Below are 19,805 nucleotides of genomic sequence, written 5' to 3' on the forward strand. Positions count from 1 at the left end.
ACCGTAGACATCGAGATCGAGGACGAGGCCTGGACCACGGCGGAAGCCGAGACCGAGGCCCTGGTCTGGCGCGCCGCCCAGGCCGTGCTGGATGCGCATGAGGACATCGAAGGGCAGGGGATCGTGATCCTGCTGACCGACGACGACAGCGTCCAGGCCCTCAATCGCGACTTCCGCCAGAAGGACAAGCCGACCAACGTCCTGTCCTTCCCCTCGCCGCCCAATCCCGAAGGCCAGATCGGCGATATCGCCCTGGCCTATGGGGTTTGCGCGCGCGAAGCGGCCGAGCAGGGCAAGCCTCTGGGCCACCATCTGCAACATCTGGTGGCGCATGGCGTGCTTCATCTCCTAGGATACGATCACGAGGGCGACGACGAGGCGGAAGCCATGGAGGCGCTCGAACGCGAAATCCTGGCGGGTCTGGACGTTCCAGATCCTTATGCCGGTGATGAAGAGGGGCGCTGACACGGGCCATGCCCAGCGACGAGCCTAGTCAACAGCCCGCCGTTCCGGTTCGCAGAAGCCGGGGCGTGCGGGCGTTTTTCCGACGTATGCGCCGGCAGCTGACCGGCGGCGGCGAGTCCGTTCGGCCGTCCGAGGCGCCGCCCGCGACCGGCGCGGTCGACATGGTCGACCAGGCCGAGGCCTTCCAGACCCTGCGGGTCGCCGACGTGATGACCCCGCGCGCCGACATCGTGTCCGTCGAGCTGTCGGCGCCATTCGAGGCGGTGGTGGCGCAGTTCACCGAGGCCGAACACTCGCGGATGCCGATCTATCGCGAGACGCTGGACGACCCGGTGGGCGTGGTCCACGTCAAGGACATCTTCCGCCTGCTGTCCGATGAGGCCAAGCGCCCCGCGCCAAGTGACATCGTGCTGCACAAGCTGCGCCGCGACGCCTTGTACGTGCCCGCGTCGATGAAGGCCGCCGACCTGCTGCTGCGCATGCGCACCAGCCGGATCCACATGGCCCTGGTCATCGACGAGTTCGGCGGCACCGACGGCCTGGTCTCGATGGAAGACCTGATCGAGGCGGTGGTCGGCGAAATCGACGACGAGCACGATGACGCCGCCGCCGTGGCCATCGTCGCCCGTCCCGGCGGGATCTTCGAGGCCGAGGCCCGCGCGCCGCTGGAGGAGCTGGAGGCGGCCGTCGGCCGCAGCCTGGCCCCTTCCGACATGGAAGAGGACATCGACACGGTCGCCGGCCTGGTCGTGGCCCTGGCCGGCCGCGTGCCGCAGCGGGGCGAGGTGATCACCCACCCCGACGGCTACGAGTTCGAGGTGGTCGAGGCCGATCCGCGCCGGGTGCGCCGGGTGCGCATGCGGGGCGGTCCGTCGCGGGACGCTGCTCGCGAGCCCGCGACCGAGGACGTCGCGGCTTCGTGACGGCCTGGATCAGCTTCCGTGCGAAGGCCTGGAGCGGGCCGCTGCTGGCGTTGCTGGCCGGCCTGGCCGCCGCCTTGGCCCATCCGCCGTTCGGCGTATTGCCGGGCCTGCTGGGCTATGCGGGCCTGCTTTACCTGCTCGACGACGCCCATGCCGAGAAGCCGCTGCGCTCGGCCTTTTGGCGCGGCTGGCTGGCGGGTGTCGGCTATTTCGGCTTGGGCACCTGGTGGATCGCCGAGGCCTTTATGGTCGATGCGGCCAACCAGGGCTGGATGGCCCCGTTCGCCGTAGCGGCCATGGCCTCGGGTTTGGCGTTGTTCTGGGGCCTGGCGGGGCTGCTCTATCGCCTTGTCCGTCCGGCCAGCGCCTGGCGCGTGCTGACCTTCGCCGCCGCCTTCGGGGCGCTGGAGTGGCTGCGGGGCCATGTGCTGACCGGGTTTCCCTGGAACCTGCCGGGCGAGACCTGGCGGGCGGGTTCTTGGCCATCGCAATTCGCGGCGGTGGTCGGCGCTTACGGCCTGACCTGGATCACCCTGGCCATCGCCGCCGCGCCGGCCGTGTGGCGCGAGGGTAGGGCGGGGAAGATCGCCCTGGGTTCGGCGGTCGCCGGCCTTGTCGCTATTTATAGCTACGGCGCTTTTGCGGTGTCGCGCCCGCTGGTTGCCGGGACGCCCGTCACGGTGCGCATCGTCCAGGCCGACATCCAGCAGGACGCCAAGTGGGACGCCGCCCGCTTCGCCCAGATCGTCCAGGCCTACGTCTCGCTGACCGCCAAGCCCTATGCCGGCAGGCCCGCCGACCTGGTGGTTTGGCCCGAGGGCGCGCTGCCGGCGGCGATCAACGACTACATGGCCCCCGGGACTTGGGTGCGGCAGGCGATCCTGGACAGCCTCCAGCCCGGCCAGACCCTGCTGATCGGCGGCTATCGTTACGAGGGCTCGGTGCAGAGCCCGGTCTACTACAACAGCCTGATCGCCCTGAAGCGCACGGCGACCGATCTCGAGGTCGTGGGCGTCTATGACAAGCACCGCCTGGTGCCGTTCGGCGAATATCTGCCGGCCGAAAAGTTCCTGACCGCCATCGGCTTCAAGAGCCTGGCCCATCTTGGGGACGGTTTCGCCACCGGCCCGCGCCCCGTCCCGCTGAAGGTCGGCGACGGCCTGCTGACCCAGCCGCTGATCTGCTACGAGAGCCTGTTTCCGGGCCTGGCCAAGGCGGATCCGAACGTCCGAGTCCTGATCAATGTTTCGAACGACGCCTGGTTCGGCGTCACGTCTGGCCCCTTGCAGCACCTGAACCTGGCCAGCTACCGGGCCATCGAAAGCGCCAAGCCGATCCTGCGGGCGACCCCCACGGGAGTCAGCGCTGTCATCGACGCCCACGGTCGAATCATCTCGGGAACGCGCCTGGATCTAGGCAAAAGTGGAGTGATCGACTCCGCTATACCAGGTAAGGGTGGCGTTACACCCTTCGACAACTTCGGTGATTCCGCGTTTTTCGCACTTCTACTGATATCTGCGGTTGCGTCAGCTCGCCGACCGAGGGGTAAGTCCTTTTCTTCTATTGCACGCGTGCAAGACTTAGGCTGAATTAAAACCGCAATTTCAGCTATCAAGCGTAGGCATGAGCGAGTCGTCCGACGCCGAGCGTCACCCCAATCCCGTTGACCTGCATGTGGGCGCCCGTATCCGCATGCGCCGCAAGATCCTGGGCGTCAGCCAGGAACGCCTGGCCGAGGACCTGGGGCTGACCTTCCAGCAGATCCAGAAATACGAACGCGGGGCCAACCGGGTCAGCGCCAGCAAGCTGTACGAGATCGCCAAGAGCCTGCAGTCGTCGGTCGGCTACTTCTTCGAAGGCCTGGCCGATCCGACCGCCGACGGCGTGGCCGAGACCGGCGAGCCGTTCGTGCACGACTTCCTGATGACCTCGGAAGGCCTGGAGTTGGCCGCCCTGTTCCCCAAGATCAGCCGCGCCAAGGTGCGCCGCCGGATCCTGGAGCTGGTCCGCTCGATGGCCGAGGAAGAGGCCAACGCCGGCGCCGACGAGGACTAAAGGCGGTCACAGGTTCTCTCGCCTTGCTCGCATAAACATATCTTTATATGGTTCCCGTCTAACTGGACGCCGAAGCGGGCGTAAGCTCGCACGCGCGCATCCTCAAGGCGGAGCCGTCTCTTGAACCGTTCGTCCTACATCTTCACCAGCGAGAGCGTCTCCGAGGGCCATCCCGACAAGGTCGCCGATCGTATCAGCGACACCGTCGTCGACGCCTTCCTGACCGCCGATCCCGAGGCGCGCGTCGCCTGCGAGACCCTGGTCACCACCAACCGCATCGTGCTGGCCGGTGAAGTCCGCGCCGGCAAGCCGGATGGCGACAAGAAAGCCAACAAGCAGCTGACCAAGGACATCCTGGCCTCGCTCGAACCCAAGGTTCGCGCGGCGATCAAGGACATCGGCTACGAGCAGAAGGGTTTCCACTGGCAGAAGGCGAAGTTCGCCAACTACCTGCACGGCCAGTCGGCGCACATCGCCCAGGGCGTGGATGCTACCGAGAAGAAGGACGAAGGCGCCGGCGACCAGGGCATCATGTTCGGCTACGCCAGCACCGAGACCCCGGAGCTGATGCCGGCCACCCTGCAGTACAGCCACAACGTGCTGAAGCGCCTGGCCGAGCTGCGTCACAGCGGCGAGCTGTCGGAGCTGGAGCCGGACGCCAAGAGCCAGGTGACCCTGGAATATGACGGCAACGGCCGCCCGACGCGCGTCGTCTCGATCGTCGTGAGCCACCAGCACGCCAAGAAGATCGACGGCAAGGCCGCGACCTCCAAGCGCGTGCTCGACCTGATCAAGCCGCACATCCTGCCGATCTTCCCGGACGGCCTGATCACCAAGAAGACCCAGTGGCTGGTCAACCCGACCGGTCGCTTCGAGATCGGTGGTCCGGACGGCGACGCCGGCGTGACCGGCCGCAAGATCATCGTCGACACCTACGGCGGCGCGGCCCCGCACGGCGGCGGCGCGTTCTCGGGCAAGGATCCGACCAAGGTCGACCGCTCGGCCGCCTATGCCTGCCGCTACCTGGCCAAGAACGTCGTGGCCTCGGGCCTGGCCGATCGCTGCACCATCCAGATCGCCTATGCGATCGGTGTGGCCCAGCCGGTCTCGTTCCACGTCGACCTGCACGGCACCGGCAAGGTCGATCCGGCCGTGCTGGAAAAGATCCTGCCGCAGCTGATCGGCGGCGCGACCCCGCGCGCGATCCGCGAGCACCTGCAGCTGAACCGCCCGATCTACGCCCGCACCGCCGCTTACGGCCACTTCGGCCGCACGCCGGATAACGAAGGCGGCTTCTCGTGGGAGAAGACCGACCTCGTGGGCGAGCTGAAGGGTCTGGCGTAAGCCTCACCTTCTGATCTTTTGGAAGCGGGCTCCGATCCTCACGGGTCGGAGCCCGTTTTCATTTCGTCCTCAACGCTCTAAGACGCCCGCCCATGACCAATCCGACCCAACCCCATGGCCCGCTGCGCTCGTTCGGCCGCATCAAGGCGCGTCCGGTGAAGCCGCGCCAGCAGGCCCTGCTCGACACCCTGCTGCCCGAGATCGCCGTGCCGCAGGGCCCGTTCCAGCCGCTGGACCTGATGCCGGACGCCAAGGCCGTGTGGCTGGAGATCGGCTTCGGCGGCGGCGAGCACATGGCCACGCAAGCCGGCCGTCACCCCGAGACCCTGGTTATCGGCGCCGAGCCGTTCGTGAACGGCGTGGCCAGCGCCGTGCGTCACGTCGAGGAGCAGGCCCTCAAGAACGTCCGCGTCCACGAGGGCGACGCCCGGGATGTCGTCGACTGGTTGCCCGACGCCTGCCTGGACCGGGTGTTCATCATGTTCCCCGACCCCTGGCACAAGGCCCGCCACAACAAGCGCCGCCTGATCCAGCCGGAGTTCGTCGCCAGGCTTGCGCGCGTGATGAAGCCGGGCGCGGCCCTGCGCTTCGCCACTGACTGGGCCGACTACGGCGAGTGGACGACCGAGCGGGTCCTGGCCGATCCGAACTTCCGCTTCGCGCAGGAAGACGCCGACCGTAACGCCATCCCGGCCGACCACGTCACCACCCGCTACGAGGAAAAGAAGCTGGGCGACTGCGCGCCGGTGTTCCTGGACTTCGTCAGGCGCTAGGCGCCGAATAGTCCGGAGATTGGCGCGCCGCGGCCGCCACCTGCGGGATGATGAAATCCATGAACGCCCGGATGCGCGGCGTGTGGCGCAGCTCGGCCGTGGTCATCAGCCAGACGGCCGGTTCGCCGGGCAGGGGGATGTGCTGGCAGCGCCGCAACTCGGGGTGCCGGCTTCCCAGGCCGTCGGGCAAGGCCGCGAGACCCAGGCCCGCGAGCACCGCGTTCAGCACGTTGTGCAGTGAGCTGCAACGGATGGCGACGGTCCCGGACGGTCCGGCCTTTTCGCGCAGCCAGATCATGGGCGGCAGGGTCGCCATCGGGCCTTCGCTGTCGATGAACGGATGCGCCGGCAGTTGATCCTGGAGGGTCGGGACGCCGTGGGTCTCCGCGTAGTCGAGGGTGCAGTAGACGCCCCAGGTCTCGTCGCGGATCTTGCGGGCGATCAGGTTCGAGGGCTCCAGATTGAACGACGCCCGGATGGCGATGTCGGCCTCGCCCTTCTCCAGATCGAGGAAGGCGTCGGTCAGGACCAGTTCGACCTGGATCTCGGGATAGAGCCGGCGGAACTCGCCCATGGCCGGGATCACGCCGATCGTGGCCATCAGCTCCGAACAGGTCAGCCGGACGGCGCCCGAAAGGCCGCGACGATGCGCGCTCAAGCGATGCTCGCAGGCCGCCATCGCCTTCTCCGCCGCCTCGGCGTGGGCCAGGAGGTCGGCGCCGGCTTCGGTCAAGGCCGCGCCGTTGCGATCACGATCGAACAGCCGCACGCCGCAGGCGGCCTCCAGGGCGTCCAGCCGGCGGGCCACGGTCGACTGGTTCACGCGCAGGCGCTTGGACGCGCCAAGGGTGCTGCCGGCCCTTGCGGTCGCCAGGAAGTGCCGAAGGTCGTTCCAGTCGAACATCCGGTGACTATGCGTTTGTGCATAGCCGTGTTGCAAGAACGCTGATTGCTGGAATGGGGGCGAAGGCGCTAGTCAGGCTGCAACTCAAGCATCCTAAAAAAGCGAATTCGATCAATGCCTTTCTAGCGCGCCCCGGCCGTCGACCGAGCGCGCATTAAAAATAGGACACATTATGTGCCAGATTTAATTTGACACATTTTGTGCCAAACAGCATTCAACGAACCATCGGGGGATCGAGAAGGATGACGCCAGACGCGCCATGATCGGCGTTTCATCAGGCAATCATCGGTTCGACATCCTGTCCATCAGCGGGAGCTGCGGCGATGTCTGCGGCTCCAACAACCACCGTCGGCGCCCTGAGGCGGACGCCGTGAGGAGAGCCCATGTCTGCCGCGCCTTTGATCAACCGGGCCATCGCCCACGACCCGTGGGATCCCGCCTACCGGGACCTGCGCCAGGCGCTGTCGCGCCTGATGACGGGGCTGGGCCTGACGGGTCTGGCCGAGCAGGGCGGCGTGGCCATCCTGCTGGCCGATCCGCGCGCGCCGATGATCCTGACCATGAGCGCTCAGGCGCCGGCGCTCGAGCCCGAGCCCAGCGAGGAGCTTGAAGGCCTGTGGGTGCCCGGCCGTCATGGCCAGGTGCGGGTGGCGATCAGCGAGATCGACTGGATCGAGGCGGCCAAGGACTATGTCCTGCTGCACACGGCCACGCGCCGGCACATCCACCGCATCACCATGAACACGCTGGAGCAGCAGCTGAACCCGCGCCGGATGATGCGGGTGCACCGCTCGGCCTTCGTCAATCCAGAGCGGGTCAAGGCGGTCAATCGCGCCGGACGGGGGCTGATCTCGCTGGTGCTGCGCGACGGCGTCGCGGTGCCGGTGGGCCCCAGCTATGTCGGGGCGGTGCAGGAGCGTTTGAGCCTGCGTGGCCCGGCGCTTATGGCGGCGTGACGCGGGTCCAGCCGCTCAGCAGCGGCACGGTCGCGCAGGCTGGTCCGCCGTCCTTGGCGCGGCCGGCGATGGTCGCCGCCAACACCTCGCCGCCGCTCAGGTCCGCCGGGAGGTCGTGCAGATAGATCTTGATGCGCCGCGACCACACGGTGTGGCCGTCGCCCGCCTGTCCGCCCGAGGCGATGTAGACGAACCGTCCCCGGCTGTCGTTGCGCACGAAGCCGCCGCCGGGGCGCAGGCCCTGCGGTGTCGGGGTCAGGGTGATGGGGATGTCGAAGGAGAGGTCGCCTTCAGACCGAACCGGATCGACCGGATGGTTCTTGGCGTCCTGCTTGGAAAAGACCACGCCGGGCGGCGGGTCGGCCAGGATGATCCTCAGGGTGAGATCGATCCTGGCCATTTCGCTTAGTACGTCTCGTTGTAGCGCTTGATCGCCGCGCGGATGACGTCGGCGGTCTCTTCGATGTCGGCCCAGCCGGTGATCTTGGTCGACTTGCCCTTTTCCAGGTCCTTGTAGTGCTGGAAGAAGTGGGCGATCTGCTCGGTCAGGATGGTCGGCAGGTCACGCCAGCTGGACACGCCGGTGTAGAACGGGTGCAGCTTGTCGACCGGCACGGCCAGGATCTTTTCGTCCGAGCCGGCTTCGTCGACCATCATCAGGGTGCCGATCGGGCGGCAGCGGATGATCGCGCCCGGCACCACCGGGGTCGGGCCCACGACCATGATGTCGGCCGGGTCGCCGTCGTCGGCCAGGGTGTGCGGGATGAAGCCGTAGTTGGCCGGATAAAACATCGCCGTATGCAGGAAGCGGTCGACCATCAGGGCGCCGCTTTCCTTGTCGATCTCGTACTTCACCGGCTCGCCGCCCTGCGGGATCTCGATGATGGCGTTGAGGTCGTAAGGCGGGTTGGCCCCGGTCGGAATCTTGGAGAGGTCCATTGTGACTCTTCGTCTTATGAGGACCGCGGGGAGGCGGCCTGCGCGGGCTGGCTTATAGAGCGTGATAGCCAAAAGTGTGAGCGGTTTTGGCGGCCATCACGCTCTAATTCTTAGCTAAGAGCCTGCTTGTCCGCTTTGGATGCCTACGCATCCAAAGCGGGCAGGCTCTTCCGATTAGTGCTGCGGTGCGAAAGCCGAGTCTGAGATTTCCCGCCTGAGAGTCGACAGCCTTTATCAATTCGCCTATAAAGCGTTCCACATCGTCCGTTAGCGCTAGATGGCGCTTTCGAGCGGCGGCCGAAAGGCTGCCGCTTTTTGTTTGGCTGATCGGCAGCGAAGCTGGCCAGCCCTGAGAGTTGAGAGAACCGTGCGCGGCAAGACGCAGGAAGACCGTGATCTGATCGAGTTGCTCGATCCCGTCGCCGAGAGCCTTGGCTACGAGATCGTTCGCCTGCGCCTGATGGGCGGGGCCGAGCAGCGCCGCCTGCAGATCATGGCCGAACACCCGCTGCAGGAAGACGGCAGCGGCGGCGACATGAACGTCGAGGACTGCGCCCGCCTGTCGCGCGGCCTGTCCGAGGTTCTGGACCCCGCCGACCCGATCTCCGGCGAATACACGCTGGAAGTCTCGAGCCCCGGCATCGACCGCCCCCTGACCCGCCTGAAGGACTTCGACGACTACGCCGGCCTGGACGCTCGCATCGAGCTGGACCGCGTGGCCGAGGGCCGCAAGCGCTTCAAGGGCGAGCTGGCCGGCGTCGAGGACGACCAGGTGGGTTTGAACATCGAGGGCGAGGACGACGTTACCGTCTACTTCCCCTTCGCGTGGATCATCGACGCCAAGCTCGTCCTGACCGACGCCCTGATGGATCGGGGGGCCAAGCAACGGGCCGCCCGCCTGAAATCTGAAACCGACCAATCCGACAACGACGACCTGTCCGAAAGTGAAGAGGACTGACCATGGCCATCGGCATCGCCGCCAACCGGCTCGAACTCCTGCAGATCGCCGACGCGGTCGCCCGTGAAAAGGGCATCGAGAAGGAAGTCGTCATCGAGGCCATCGAGGACGCGCTGCAAAAGGCCGCCCGCGCCCGCTACGGCGCCGAGCACGACATCCGCGTCAAGATCGACCCGCGCACGGGCGAGACGACGCAGAAGCGCGTGATCGAGGTCGTCGCCGACGACACCGAACTCGAAGGCGAGATCGGCAAGATGCAGCTGTCGATCGCCAAGCGCGCCTGGCGCGACGCCGAGATCGGCAAGGTCTACGAAGAAGTCCTGCCGCCGTTCGAGATCGGCCGCGTCCAGACCCAGATGGCCCGTCAGGTCGTCATGCACAAAGTGCGTGAAGCCGAGCGCGAGCGTCAGTTCGACGAGTACAAGGATCGCGTCGGCGAGATCGTCAACGGCAGCGTCAAGCGCGTCGAATACGGCAACGTCATCGTCGACCTGGGCCGTGGCGAAGGCATCATGCGCCGCGACCAGTCGATCCCGCGCGAGAACTTCAACGTCGGCGACCGCATCCGCGCCTACATCTACGACGTCCGTCGCGAGACCAAGGGCCCGCAGATCATGCTGAGCCGCGCGCACGGCGGCTTCATGGCCAAGCTGTTCGCGCAGGAAGTGCCGGAAGTCTACGACGCCGTCATCGAGATCCGCGCCGTGGCCCGCGACCCGGGTTCGCGCGCCAAGATGGCCGTCATCTCGAACGACAGCTCGATCGATCCGGTCGGCGCCTGCGTCGGTATGCGTGGTTCGCGCGTGCAGGCCGTCGTGGCCGAGCTGCAGGGCGAAAAGATCGACATCATCCAGTGGTCGGAAGATGAAGCCACCTTCATCGTCAACGCCCTGGCCCCGGCCGAAGTCTCCAAGGTCGTCATGGACGAGGAAGACGAGCGCGTCGAAGTCGTGGTGCCGGACGAGCAGCTGTCGCTGGCCATCGGCCGCCGCGGCCAGAACGTCCGCCTGGCCTCGCAGCTGACCGGCTGGCAGATCGACATCATGACCGAAAGCCAGGAGAGCGAGCGCCGTCAGCGCGAGTTCACCGAGCGCACGGCCCTGTTCCAGGAAGCCCTGGACGTCGACGAGGTCATCGCCCAGCTGCTGGTCACCGAAGGCTTCGCCGCGGTGGAAGACGTGGCGTTCGTCGAAGCGCACGAAGTCGCCTCGATCGAAGGCTTCGACGAAGAGACCGCCGAGGAACTGCAGGCCCGCGCCCGTGAGTTCCTGGAAAAGGAAGCCGCCGCCCTGGACGCCAAGCGCGTCGAGCTGGGCGTGCAGGACGAGGTCCTGGCCATCGAGGGCGTGACCCTGGCCATGGCCGTGGCCCTGGGCGAAGGCGACGTGAAGACCGTCGAGGACTTCGCCGGCCTGGTGCCCGACGACATGCGGGGCTGGTTCGAGAACAAGGGCGGCGAGCGCGTGCGCGAGCCGGGCATCCTGGAAAGCTTCAACCTGTCGCCGGAAGACGCCGAGGCCCTGATCATGCGCGCCCGCATTATCATGGGCTGGGTCGAGGCCCCGCCGGAGCCGGAATACGAGCCGGAAGCCGAGTACGAGGCTGAAGCCGAAGGTGAAGCTGAAGGCGAATTCGAAGGCGAGGCCGAAGAGGTCGTCGCTGAAGAGCCGGCTTCGGAAGAACCCGCGTCGGAAGAAGAGGCCTAAGGCCCTTCGGAGCGTTAAATGACGGCCTCGCGGAGCAATCCGCGGGGCCGTTCGTCTTTCAGAAAGATCATGACCGAAGCCCCCGCCCCCAAGACCCACGCCGAAGCCAATCGTCTGCGCAAGGACATCGTCCTGGGCGAGGCGACGGACGAGGCGCGCCTGGTCCGCTTCGTGGCGGGGCCGGACGGGGTGGTCGTCCCGGACGTGGCCCGCAAGCTGCCCGGTCGCGGGATCTGGGTCGGCGCCGACCGGGAGTCGATCGCGACGGCGGCCAAGAAGGGCCTGTTCTCGCGCGCGGCCAAGACCAAGCTGACCGCGCCGGCCGACCTGGCCGACCAGGTCGAGGCCCTGCTGGCCCGTCGCATCCTGGACAGCCTGGGTCTTGCGCGGAAGGCCGGGACCATTATCTCAGGCTACGAAAAGGTGGTCGCGGCCCTGGGGACGGGCAACGTCGCCTGGCTGATCGAGGCCTCGGACAGCGCCGAGGACGGTCGCCGCAAGATCCTGAACGCCGCCCGAAAGGCCCCCAGAGCCCCCCGTTTGCTGGGCGCATTCAATTCGGATGAATTGGGTTTGGCCTTGGGCGGGGAGAATGTGATACACACCGCTCTCCTTGCCGGGCGCGGCATCGATAGCTGGACACAGGATGTCGAGCGTTTGTCAGGTTTCCGCCCGCTTTTGCCTCCCGAATGGTCGGCGAACGGACGCGAGGACGGCTAGAGGCCTCCCCGCTCTGCGCGGAGGGGGTCTTTATGAAAAAGGGCGAGCCTGTTCGCCCGGGTTGGCCAGCCGATCGTGACAGGCCTAGGGTTTTTGCATCCCACCGGGGAACCGCCGGTGCGATGGAAAAGCTCTAGAATCTTTGATGTTGGACGCGGCTATTCGGGTCGGGTTCGTGAGTGAAGGGTCGGGAAACGCGCTTCCTTTTTGGAGGTACGTCCAGGCCCCTTTCTCACATGGAAAGAACGGTTTTTTAGCCGGGTACCGCCCGGCGGAAGTACAAGCGAGCGCATGAGCGACGAAAACGAAAACGGCCGTAACGGCAATCGACCCCCGATGACGCTGAAGCCCCGCCAGGGCTCGGTGAGCGCAGGGGTCGTGAAGCAAAGCTTCAGCCACGGCCGGACCAAGACGGTGGTTGTGGAAACCAAGCGGACGCGTCCTCACGCCGCCGCGACCGGCAATCTTGCCGCGCCGTCTTCGGCTGAACGTCGCCATGGTGACGCCCCGGCTCCCCGTCCGCAGCATCAGCCGCAATCGAGCGGTGGTGGCGGCGGCGGTTCGGCCGGCGGCCTGTCGCAGGAAGAACTGCGCGCCCGTCAACGCGTCGTCGACGCGGCTCGCGAGAACCAAGCCCGTCAGGCGGCCGACCAGGCCGCCGCCGAAGCGCGCGCTCGCGCCGCTCAGGAAGCCGCTCAGCGCGAAGCCGCCGCCAAGGCCGCGGCCGAACGCGCGGCCGCGGCTCCGGCCCCCGTCGCTCAGGCTCCGGCTCCGGCCGCGCCCGCCGCGCCCGTGACCCCGCCGCCGGCTGCTCCGGCGCCGCGTCCCGTCGCCCAGGCTCCGACCCCGGCCGCGCCGCGCGCCGAGGCTCCGCGCCAGGATGCGCCCCGTCACGAAGGTCCTCGCCATGAGGGCCCCCGTAACGATGGTCCCCGTCATGATGGCCCGCGCGGCCAGGCCGCTCCGGGCCAGACCCGCACCTACGAGCCCAGCCGCGAACGCCGCGACGATCGTCCCAGCACGACGACCTATCGCCCGGCCCCGCAAGGCGACCGCCCGTTCAACCAACGCGCGCCGCGTCCCGACGCCGGCGCCAATTTCGGCCAGCGCGCGCCGCGTCCCGAGGGCGACCGTCCTCGTGGTCCGCGTCCCGACGGTGATCGTCCGCAAGGCGATCGCGGCGGTGATCGCGGCGGCTACCGTGGCGATCGTCCGCAGGGTGATCGTCCGCAAGGCGACCGTCCGCAACAGACCGTCCGTTACTCGGCCCTGGCCCCGCGCCCGGCGCCCGGCGGCCCCCGTGGTCCCGGCGGTCCGCCGCGCGGCCCGCGTCCGGGCGTCCCGGCCTCGGCTCCGGCCACCCCCGAAATCCAGCGCGCCATGCGTTCGGCCCCGCGTCCCGGCGGCGAAGTCCGCCGTCCCGACGAGGATGACGATCGCCGCAAGGCCGCCAACGCCCCCAACAAGGCCGTATCGCGCGTCAAGGGCGCGCCGCAACGCCGCGAAGGGCGCCTGACCATCCAGGCCGTCGCCGGTGATGGGGATTCCGCCGATCGTATGCGTTCGCTGGCCTCGGTTCGCCGGGCCCGTGAACGTGAAAAGGAAAAGCGCCGTGGCGGCGTGGCCGAACAGGCCCGTGTCGCGCGTGAAGTCGTCATTCCCGACGTCATCACCGTGCAGGAGCTGTCCAACCGGATGGCCGTGCGTGGCGTGGACATCATCAAGTTCCTGATGCGTCAGGGCGTGATGCTGAAGATCAACGACGTCATCGACAACGACACCGCCGAGCTGGTGGCGACCGAGTTCGGTCACACCGTCAAGCGCGTGTCGGAAGCCGACGTCGAAGAAGGCTTCATCGGCGCCGAGGACATCGACGATCACATGGAGCCGCGACCCCCGGTCGTGACGATCATGGGTCACGTCGACCACGGCAAGACCAGCCTGCTCGACGCCCTGCGCTCCACGGACGTGGCGGCCGGCGAACACGGCGGCATCACCCAGCACATCGGCGCCTATCAGGTTCGCCTGAAGGACGGCCAGCGCGTGACGTTCCTCGACACGCCCGGCCACGCCGCGTTCTCGTCGATGCGCGCCCGCGGCGCCAACATCACCGACATCGTCGTGCTGGTGGTGGCCGGTGACGATGGCGTCATGCCCCAGACGGTCGAGGCGATCAAACACGCCAAGGCCGCCGACGTGCCGATCATCGTCGCCGTCAACAAGATGGACAAGCCGGGCTCGGATCCGACCCGCGTGGTCAACGAGCTGCTGCAGCACGAGATCGTCGTCGAAAGCCTGGGTGGCGACACCCAGATCATCGAGGTCTCGGCCAAGGCCCGCACCGGCCTGGACGAGCTGCTCGAAGGCATCCTGCTGCAAGCCGAAGTGCTGGACCTGAAGGCCAACCCCGACCGCAGCGCCGACGGCGTCGTGATCGAGGCCAAGCTGGACAAGGGTCGCGGCGCGGTCTCGACCGTCCTGGTCAACCGCGGCACGCTGAAGCGCGGCGACATCGTCGTCGCCGGCAGCCAGTGGGGCCGCGTCCGCGCGCTTCTCAACGAGCGCAACGAGCAGCTGACTGAAGCGGGTCCCGCCACCCCGGTCGAGATCCTCGGCCTGGACGGCGTGCCCTCGCCGGGCGACGCCATCGCCGTGGTCGAGAACGAAGCCCGCGCTCGCGAGCTGACCGAGTACCGCATCCGCCTGAAGCGCGAGAAGTCGCTGGCCCCGGTGGGCGCCGGCGCTTCGATGGCCGACATGATGGCCAAGCTGCAGGACAAGAAGCTGAAAGAGCTTCCGCTGATCATCAAGGCCGACGTGCAAGGTTCGGCCGAGGCGATCATCGGTTCGCTGGACAAGATGGCCACCGACGAGGTCCGCGCGCGGATCATCCTGTCGGGCGCCGGCGCGATCAGCGAAAGCGACGTCATGCTGGCCAAGGGCGCCGGCGCGCCGGTCATCGGCTTCAACGTCCGCGCCTCGGCGCAGGCGCGGGCCCTGGCCGAACGCGAAGGGGTCGAGATCCGCTACTACGCGATCATCTACGACCTGCTGGACGACATCAAAGGCGTGCTCTCGGGCATGCTGGCCCCGATCCAGCGCGAAACCTTCCTCGGCAACGCCGAGGTCCTGCAGGCCTTCGACATCTCGAAGATCGGCAAGGTCGCCGGCTGTAAGGTCACCGAAGGCGTGGTCCGCAAGGGCGCCAAGGTCCGGATCATCCGTCAGGACATCGTCGTCCTGGAACTGGGCACCCTGCAGACGCTCAAGCGCTTCAAGGACGAGGTCAACGAAGTCCCCGTCGGTCAGGAGTGCGGCATGCTGTTCGCCGGCTTCCAGGACATCAAGGTCGGCGACACCATCGAGTGCTTCACCGTCGAAGAGATCAAGCGCCAGCTCGACTAGGCGTTCGATCCGAACTCAGCTTAAAGGGAGGCGCGGGCGCAAGCTCGCGCCTTTCTTGCGTCTGGGGGCGGGATGGAAGTCAGCGGCGACATTGCGATGGGGGAGTCCGCCAAGGCCTGCGGGCCTCTTGGCAAAAGACTCTACGGATGGCGCCGGTTCGGCCTTTTCACCTACCTGACGCCAGTGCTCGTCGGGACCTTACTGCTCCAGAACCTCGTCGAGCGGTTCATTGGCGCGCGCCTGGCGGTCTATATCAGCCTGGCGTTCCTCATTATCGGCAGCATCGCCGCTATTCGATGGGCGCAACCGATCGTCAGGCGCGTCTGGACAGCGCGCGGTGTGCCGACGATTTCGTCCGTGGTCTATGTCGCCGACGAGACCGGGCTGGCGATCAACGGACCACTGCAACGCATGACCCTGGCCTGGGCGGGTATCTCCGAGATCGCGCCGGGACGTGAGGCGTGGCTGATCATCGGTCCTGGGCAGGCCTACTTCCTGCCGCGTCGTTTCTTCCCGACGCCAGGTGACGAGATCGCCTTCCTGAGGATCTGCCTCGAGCATCTCTCGCCCTCGGCGCAGGCTCGGAGCCGAGAGGTAGCCACCCTGGTGCGAGGCGCCCCCTGAACCCAGACTGGAAATCGCCCCATTCCGGGGGTACCCATTTGCGCATGCGCATCAAGGTTCTTCTTGCTCTGACCGCCGTCGCCGCCTCGCTCGGGGCCTGTGCGACCGCGACCCGTTACGACGCCGCCGGCGACGTGCACGCCCTGCTGATCGCCATCCGCGACAACGACCGGGCGACCTTCGACGCCCATGTCGACCGCCGGGCGCTGAAGTACCAGATCGAGACGCGGCTGATGGACGAGGCCCGCCAGCGCGGCGGGCAGAGCAACGGCGTCATGGCCCTGGCCGCCCTGGCGGCGGGGCCGCTGGCCGACGTGGCCGGCGAGGCGCTGATCCGGCCCGAGACCTTCCACGCGGCCGCCAACTATTACGGCTACACGCCCGACCGTCCGATCCCGGGCCGCATCGCCATCGCCAGCACCCTGCGCCCGGTCGGCGACGGCCGGGTCTGCGCGGCCAAGAAGGACGGCCCTTGCCTGCTGACCTTCAGCCTGGAGGGCGACCGCTGGCGCCTGTCGGGCTTTGATCCTCAAGCCGCGAACCTGCACGCCAGACGATGAAGCACGCGATCTGGGGGGGCGCGGCCCTGGCCCTGTTGGCGGCGAACGCCGCTGGGGCCGAGACGCGGATGTTTTCGTACGACCCGATATCGCCGGACGCCAAGCGGCTGACCGGTGCGGGGGTGACGATCCTGTTCAACCAGGGCCTGCTGGGCTCGGGCCGGCCGATCAAGGTGCTGGCCACCGGCGTGCCGGCCGAGGCGCGGCTCAACAACGGCAGCCAGAAGGACCTTGGCCCCGGCGGCCTTTCGGCCATGAGCGGCGTCGACGCCGACGCCATGCTGTTCGAGGTCGACAGCAAGGCCGCCCAGGGCAAGGTCTATGTCCGCGCCTTCTGTCCGGGCTCGACGCGGCTGTGGCTGTCGTTCAGCACCATCGTCATCCGCCGCGACCTGCGGATCCAGGCGTTCGGGGATGATCCGAAAGCCTCCAAAGACTCTGGGCCCAAGGCCCGCCTCTGCGGCACGCTGGACTTCTCGTATCGCGGCGAGTGGCGCCTGCCCAAGAACCGCGCGCCCGATCCGATGCAGGATTGGACCGACAGTCCGCAACATCCGGACACGACGAACTAAGAATTTTTCGCCGGTCGTGTCGCATCCGACCGGGCTCCCGCGTCTTTGAAGAGAGGAACGGGAGATGCGTGATGCGCTTCATGGTGCTGCTGAGGGTCGAGGCCGAGCCAGGTCCGGAACTGAACCGGGCCATGCAGGCCTATGACGCCGAGCTCGAGAGGGCCGGGGTGGCCGACCACACCAAGCTGGCGGCCCGAGGCGCGCGCACCACGCCGGACATCGGTAGCGAGGGCCGCACGGTCGCCGGTTTCTGGGTGTTCAACGTCGACAGTCGCGAGGACGCCGCCGCCTGGGTGCGCCGTTGCCCCGCGCCGGCCGACGGTTCGGCGGAGATCGAGATCCGCCTGCTGCTCGAGCCCGGCGACCTTTCCGAGCGCCCTGTGCAGGGCAGGCCCAAGCCCGTCTGGGAGCGGGCGATGGCGTTCTGAAGACCGCCGGTCTAGCCTTCTCGAAACAAAGAGGGGGCGGGCATGGCTGACGACGCGCTGGCGGGGTTCGAGCGGTTCGACTTCGACGACGGGCGGTGGAGCCGCGAGGTCTACAAGATCGGTTCGGGGCCGGCGGTGATCGTCATCCACGAGGTGCCCGGCCTGCATCCGGGCGTGCTGGCCTTCGCCCGCGACCTGGCCGCCTCGGGTCTGACCGCCTGGTGCCCCAGCCTGTTCGGCAAGCCGGCCAAGCCGGTGACGCGCGGCTATGCGATCGGGGTGATCCTCAAGAACATCTGCGTGCGGCGCGAGTTCAGCGTCTGGAGGGACGGCCGCTCCAGCCCGATCGTCGACTGGCTGCGGGCCCTGGCCCGCAAGGCTCATGAAGACTGCGGCGGCAAGGGCGTCGGCGCGGTGGGCATGTGTTTCACCGGCGGCTTCGCCCTGGCCATGATGACCGAGCCGGCCGTGGTGGCGCCGGTGCTGTCCCAGCCCTCCCTGCCGCTGAAGGATAAGGGCGGCCTGGACTGCTCGGCCTCGGAGCTGGCCTGCGCCAAGCGGCGGTTTAAGGACGAGGACCTGTCGCTGCTGGCCCTGCGCTTTTCCTCCGACAAGCTGGTGCCCGACGCCCGCATCGCCCGCCTGAAGGCCGAGTTCGGCGACAAGGTCGAGGTAGTCGAGCTGGCCGACGAGGACGCCGCGCCCGGCGTGCCGATGGAACCACACTCGGTCCTGACCCTGCACCTGCACCGCTCGGTCCCGGACAGCGGGAGCATGAAGGCGCGCGACAAGGTGATCGCGTTCTTCAGGGAAAGGACGGGGGCTTAGTATCCCTCTCCCCTTGTGGGAGAGGGTGGCCCGCGAAGCGGGTCGGGTGAGGGGTTGAAAGCCCTGTCCGACAAGTCGGCGCGACCCCTCATCCGTCAGCTCCGCTGACACCTTCTCCCACAAGGGGAGAAGGGGGAGCTCTGGACTTTCCGCCTTCAGGAGCCTAGACACCCCGCCTTCCGATTTTCCCCGCGCACCGGCGTTCGATCCGCCGGCCGGGCCGCAAGGATACCGCGCCATGAAGCGCCAATCTGACACCAAGAAGGGGCCTGCGGGGCCCTCGCAACGCCAGCTCCGCGCCGGCGAGCTCATCCGCCACGCCCTGGTCGATGTCTTCCGCGAGGAAGGCTTGGCCGATCCGGCGCTGGTTGGCGTCTCGATCACGGTGTCCGAAGTGCGGATGAGCCCCGACTTGCGCCACGCCGTCTGTTTCGTGGAGCCGCTGGGCGCCGGCCTGAAGGGCGAGCCGGGCCGCAAGGAAGAGGACATCAAAGAGGTCATCAAGGCCCTGAACCGCGGCGCGAGTTTCCTGCGCGGGCGCCTGGGCAAGGTGATCGACATGAAGTTCACGCCCGACCTGAAGTTCATCCACGATGAGAGCTTCGGCGCCGCAGCCCACATGGATCGTCTGTTCGACGATCCCCGCGTGCAGCAGGATACCCGCACGCTGGCCGACGTCCTCGGTGATGATGAGGACGAGAACTAGTCCATGGCCCGCCGCAAGAAGGGCGATCCCGTCTCGGGCTGGCTGTGCCTGGACAAGCCCTACGACCTGACCTCGACCACGGCCGTTTCCCGTGTGCGCCGCGCGTTCAATGCCCAGAAGGGCGGCCATGCCGGCACCCTGGACCCGCTGGCGACCGGCATCCTGCCCATCGCGCTGGGCGAGGCGACCAAGACCGTCCCGTTCCTGATGGACGCCGACAAGGCCTATCGGTTCACCATCGCCTGGGGCCGCGACACCACGACCCTGGACCGCGAAGGCGAGACCACCGGGACCTCGGACGTGCGTCCGACCCGCGAGCAGGTGGAAGCCGCCCTGCCGGCCTTCATCGGCGAGGTCGACCAGGTCCCGCCGAACTTCTCGGCCATCAAAGTCGACGGCGAGCGCGCCTATGACCTGGCCCGCGACGGGGTCGAGTTCGAGCTGGCCACCCGCAAGGTCAACATCTTCGACCTGAAGGTCGTCGAGGCCGCCGACGCCGACCACGTCACCCTGGAGATGGAATGCGGCAAGGGCACCTATGTCCGCGCCGTGGTCCGCGACCTGGCCAAGGCGCTGGGAACCTGCGGCCACGTCGCCGAGCTGCGCCGGACGCGGGTGGGCGGGTTTACCGAGAGTGGCTCGATATCGCTGGAAACTCTCGAGAATTTGAGCTATGAGGCCCGGCTGTCGGAGGCATTGCTTCCGGTCGAGACCGCGCTGGACGACATCCCGGCGTTGGCCGTGACCGATGAAGACGCCTTCCGGCTTGCACAGGGACGCGCCATCGTCCTGCTCCCAAGGCAGGTGGAAACGCTGAAAGCCGAGCTCACGCCCGGCGATCGCACCGTTTCCGCCATGTCGGGGGATCGGCTGGTGGCCCTGTGCGAGATGCGCGCTGGGAAGCTCAATCCCGTGCGGGTCTTCCAACTCACCTGAGCG

21 protein-coding genes are annotated in these 19,805 nt (G+C 67.6%); 18 read left to right on the forward strand and 3 right to left on the reverse strand.

The features are described from left to right. The first annotated feature begins 9 nt into the window (after nt 1–9). The 6 genes from ybeY (at nt 10) to trmB (ending at nt 5,560) form a co-directional block, all read left to right on the forward strand. Nucleotides 10–465, forward strand: a complete 456-nt coding sequence (ybeY, locus tag AC07NF_RS12950) for an rRNA maturation RNase YbeY (RefSeq protein WP_291878961.1) — start codon at nt 10–12, stop codon at nt 463–465. An 8-nt stretch (nt 466–473) separates the two neighbouring features. After that, nucleotides 474–1,388, forward strand: a complete 915-nt coding sequence (locus AC07NF_RS12955; protein ID WP_494626415.1) for a hemolysin family protein — start codon at nt 474–476, stop codon at nt 1,386–1,388. Continuing rightward, nucleotides 1,385–2,977 carry an apolipoprotein N-acyltransferase gene (gene lnt / locus AC07NF_RS12960; RefSeq protein WP_494626417.1) on the forward strand — a complete coding sequence of 531 codons (1,593 nt, stop codon included), beginning with the start codon at nt 1,385–1,387 and terminating at the stop codon, nt 2,975–2,977. Before AC07NF_RS12955 ends, lnt begins: the two co-directional genes overlap by 4 nt. A gap of 34 nt (nt 2,978–3,011) precedes the next feature. After that, nucleotides 3,012–3,443 carry a helix-turn-helix domain-containing protein gene (locus AC07NF_RS12965; protein ID WP_492816002.1) on the forward strand — a complete coding sequence of 144 codons (432 nt, stop codon included), beginning with the start codon at nt 3,012–3,014 and terminating at the stop codon, nt 3,441–3,443. Between the two features lie 120 nt (nt 3,444–3,563). Then, nucleotides 3,564–4,787 (forward strand): methionine adenosyltransferase, encoded by a 1,224-nt coding sequence (metK, locus tag AC07NF_RS12970; RefSeq protein WP_492816000.1) that lies wholly within the window; start codon nt 3,564–3,566, stop codon nt 4,785–4,787. Between the two features lie 92 nt (nt 4,788–4,879). Continuing rightward, on the forward strand, nt 4,880–5,560 hold the full coding sequence (trmB, locus tag AC07NF_RS12975) for a tRNA (guanosine(46)-N7)-methyltransferase TrmB (protein ID WP_494626420.1): 681 nt from the start codon (nt 4,880–4,882) through the stop codon (nt 5,558–5,560). On the opposite strand, the gene AC07NF_RS12980 is transcribed toward trmB, so the two are convergent. Next, nucleotides 5,550–6,464, reverse strand: a complete 915-nt coding sequence (locus AC07NF_RS12980; protein WP_494626422.1) for a LysR family transcriptional regulator — start codon at nt 6,462–6,464, stop codon at nt 5,550–5,552. The genes trmB and AC07NF_RS12980 overlap by 11 nt on opposite strands. A gap of 383 nt (nt 6,465–6,847) precedes the next feature. Between AC07NF_RS12980 and AC07NF_RS12985 the strand changes: the two genes are divergently transcribed. After that, the gene (locus AC07NF_RS12985) at nt 6,848–7,420 is read left to right on the forward strand and encodes a LytTR family DNA-binding domain-containing protein (RefSeq protein WP_492815993.1); all 573 of its coding nucleotides are present in this window, start codon (nt 6,848–6,850) and stop codon (nt 7,418–7,420) included. Here the strand turns inward: AC07NF_RS12985 and AC07NF_RS12990 are convergent. Further along, nucleotides 7,407–7,820 carry a DUF5990 family protein gene (locus AC07NF_RS12990; protein WP_494626424.1) on the reverse strand — a complete coding sequence of 138 codons (414 nt, stop codon included), beginning with the start codon at nt 7,818–7,820 and terminating at the stop codon, nt 7,407–7,409. The genes AC07NF_RS12985 and AC07NF_RS12990 overlap by 14 nt on opposite strands. A gap of 5 nt (nt 7,821–7,825) precedes the next feature. Next, nucleotides 7,826–8,359 carry an inorganic diphosphatase gene (gene ppa / locus AC07NF_RS12995; RefSeq protein ID WP_295107376.1) on the reverse strand — a complete coding sequence of 178 codons (534 nt, stop codon included), beginning with the start codon at nt 8,357–8,359 and terminating at the stop codon, nt 7,826–7,828. A gap of 367 nt (nt 8,360–8,726) precedes the next feature. Between ppa and rimP the strand changes: the two genes are divergently transcribed. The 11 genes from rimP (at nt 8,727) to truB (ending at nt 19,802) form a co-directional block, all read left to right on the forward strand. Further along, entirely contained in the window at nt 8,727–9,317 is a 591-nt protein-coding gene (gene rimP, locus AC07NF_RS13000; protein WP_454713520.1) for a ribosome maturation factor RimP, read from the forward strand. Between the two features lie 2 nt (nt 9,318–9,319). Next, nucleotides 9,320–11,023 carry a transcription termination factor NusA gene (gene nusA, locus AC07NF_RS13005; protein ID WP_494626427.1) on the forward strand — a complete coding sequence of 568 codons (1,704 nt, stop codon included), beginning with the start codon at nt 9,320–9,322 and terminating at the stop codon, nt 11,021–11,023. Between the two features lie 69 nt (nt 11,024–11,092). After that, a complete protein-coding gene (locus tag AC07NF_RS13010; protein WP_494626429.1) occupies nt 11,093–11,743 on the forward strand; it encodes an RNA-binding protein in 651 nt (216 codons plus the stop codon). Nucleotides 11,744–12,034: 291 nt separating this feature from the next. Next, nucleotides 12,035–15,148, forward strand: coding sequence for a translation initiation factor IF-2 (gene infB / locus AC07NF_RS13015; protein ID WP_494626431.1), 3,114 nt, complete (start codon nt 12,035–12,037; stop codon nt 15,146–15,148). 72 nt (nt 15,149–15,220) lie between these two features. Next, entirely contained in the window at nt 15,221–15,772 is a 552-nt protein-coding gene (locus AC07NF_RS13020; RefSeq protein WP_494626433.1) for a YcxB family protein, read from the forward strand. A 38-nt stretch (nt 15,773–15,810) separates the two neighbouring features. Continuing rightward, a complete protein-coding gene (locus AC07NF_RS13025) occupies nt 15,811–16,332 on the forward strand; it encodes a DUF2939 domain-containing protein (protein WP_494626435.1) in 522 nt (173 codons plus the stop codon). After that, complete coding sequence (locus AC07NF_RS13030) at nt 16,329–16,904, forward strand: hypothetical protein (protein WP_494626436.1); 576 nt, start codon at nt 16,329–16,331, stop codon at nt 16,902–16,904. Before AC07NF_RS13025 ends, AC07NF_RS13030 begins: the two co-directional genes overlap by 4 nt. A gap of 71 nt (nt 16,905–16,975) precedes the next feature. Continuing rightward, nucleotides 16,976–17,332: a YciI family protein gene (locus tag AC07NF_RS13035; RefSeq protein ID WP_494626438.1), complete on the forward strand. Its 357-nt coding sequence runs from the start codon at nt 16,976–16,978 to the stop codon at nt 17,330–17,332. A 42-nt stretch (nt 17,333–17,374) separates the two neighbouring features. After that, entirely contained in the window at nt 17,375–18,160 is a 786-nt protein-coding gene (locus AC07NF_RS13040; RefSeq protein ID WP_494626440.1) for a dienelactone hydrolase family protein, read from the forward strand. Nucleotides 18,161–18,398: 238 nt separating this feature from the next. Then, nucleotides 18,399–18,866, forward strand: coding sequence for a 30S ribosome-binding factor RbfA (rbfA, locus tag AC07NF_RS13045; protein WP_494626442.1), 468 nt, complete (start codon nt 18,399–18,401; stop codon nt 18,864–18,866). 3 nt (nt 18,867–18,869) lie between these two features. Further along, nucleotides 18,870–19,802, forward strand: a complete 933-nt coding sequence (gene truB, locus AC07NF_RS13050) for a tRNA pseudouridine(55) synthase TruB (RefSeq protein WP_494626444.1) — start codon at nt 18,870–18,872, stop codon at nt 19,800–19,802. Nucleotides 19,803–19,805 lie beyond the last annotated feature (3 nt).

The sequence above is a fragment of the Caulobacter sp. GW821-FHT10A06 genome, from assembly GCF_059415805.1.

Coding starts and splice junctions, on each gene's coding strand:
- AC07NF_RS12955 (WP_494626415.1), top strand. CDS start 474: ATGCCCAGCGACGAGCCTAGTCAACAGCCCGCCGTTCCGGTTCGCAGA.
- AC07NF_RS12965 (WP_492816002.1), top strand. CDS start 3,012: ATGAGCGAGTCGTCCGACGCCGAGCGTCACCCCAATCCCGTTGACCTG.
- trmB (WP_494626420.1), top strand. CDS start 4,880: ATGACCAATCCGACCCAACCCCATGGCCCGCTGCGCTCGTTCGGCCGC.
- AC07NF_RS12980 (WP_494626422.1), bottom strand. CDS start 6,464: ATGTTCGACTGGAACGACCTTCGGCACTTCCTGGCGACCGCAAGGGCC.
- AC07NF_RS12985 (WP_492815993.1), top strand. CDS start 6,848: ATGTCTGCCGCGCCTTTGATCAACCGGGCCATCGCCCACGACCCGTGG.
- AC07NF_RS12990 (WP_494626424.1), bottom strand. CDS start 7,820: ATGGCCAGGATCGATCTCACCCTGAGGATCATCCTGGCCGACCCGCCG.
- ppa (WP_295107376.1), bottom strand. CDS start 8,359: ATGGACCTCTCCAAGATTCCGACCGGGGCCAACCCGCCTTACGACCTC.
- nusA (WP_494626427.1), top strand. CDS start 9,320: ATGGCCATCGGCATCGCCGCCAACCGGCTCGAACTCCTGCAGATCGCC.
- AC07NF_RS13010 (WP_494626429.1), top strand. CDS start 11,093: ATGACCGAAGCCCCCGCCCCCAAGACCCACGCCGAAGCCAATCGTCTG.
- infB (WP_494626431.1), top strand. CDS start 12,035: ATGAGCGACGAAAACGAAAACGGCCGTAACGGCAATCGACCCCCGATG.
- AC07NF_RS13020 (WP_494626433.1), top strand. CDS start 15,221: ATGGAAGTCAGCGGCGACATTGCGATGGGGGAGTCCGCCAAGGCCTGC.
- AC07NF_RS13030 (WP_494626436.1), top strand. CDS start 16,329: ATGAAGCACGCGATCTGGGGGGGCGCGGCCCTGGCCCTGTTGGCGGCG.
- AC07NF_RS13035 (WP_494626438.1), top strand. CDS start 16,976: ATGCGCTTCATGGTGCTGCTGAGGGTCGAGGCCGAGCCAGGTCCGGAA.
- AC07NF_RS13040 (WP_494626440.1), top strand. CDS start 17,375: ATGGCTGACGACGCGCTGGCGGGGTTCGAGCGGTTCGACTTCGACGAC.
- rbfA (WP_494626442.1), top strand. CDS start 18,399: ATGAAGCGCCAATCTGACACCAAGAAGGGGCCTGCGGGGCCCTCGCAA.
- truB (WP_494626444.1), top strand. CDS start 18,870: ATGGCCCGCCGCAAGAAGGGCGATCCCGTCTCGGGCTGGCTGTGCCTG.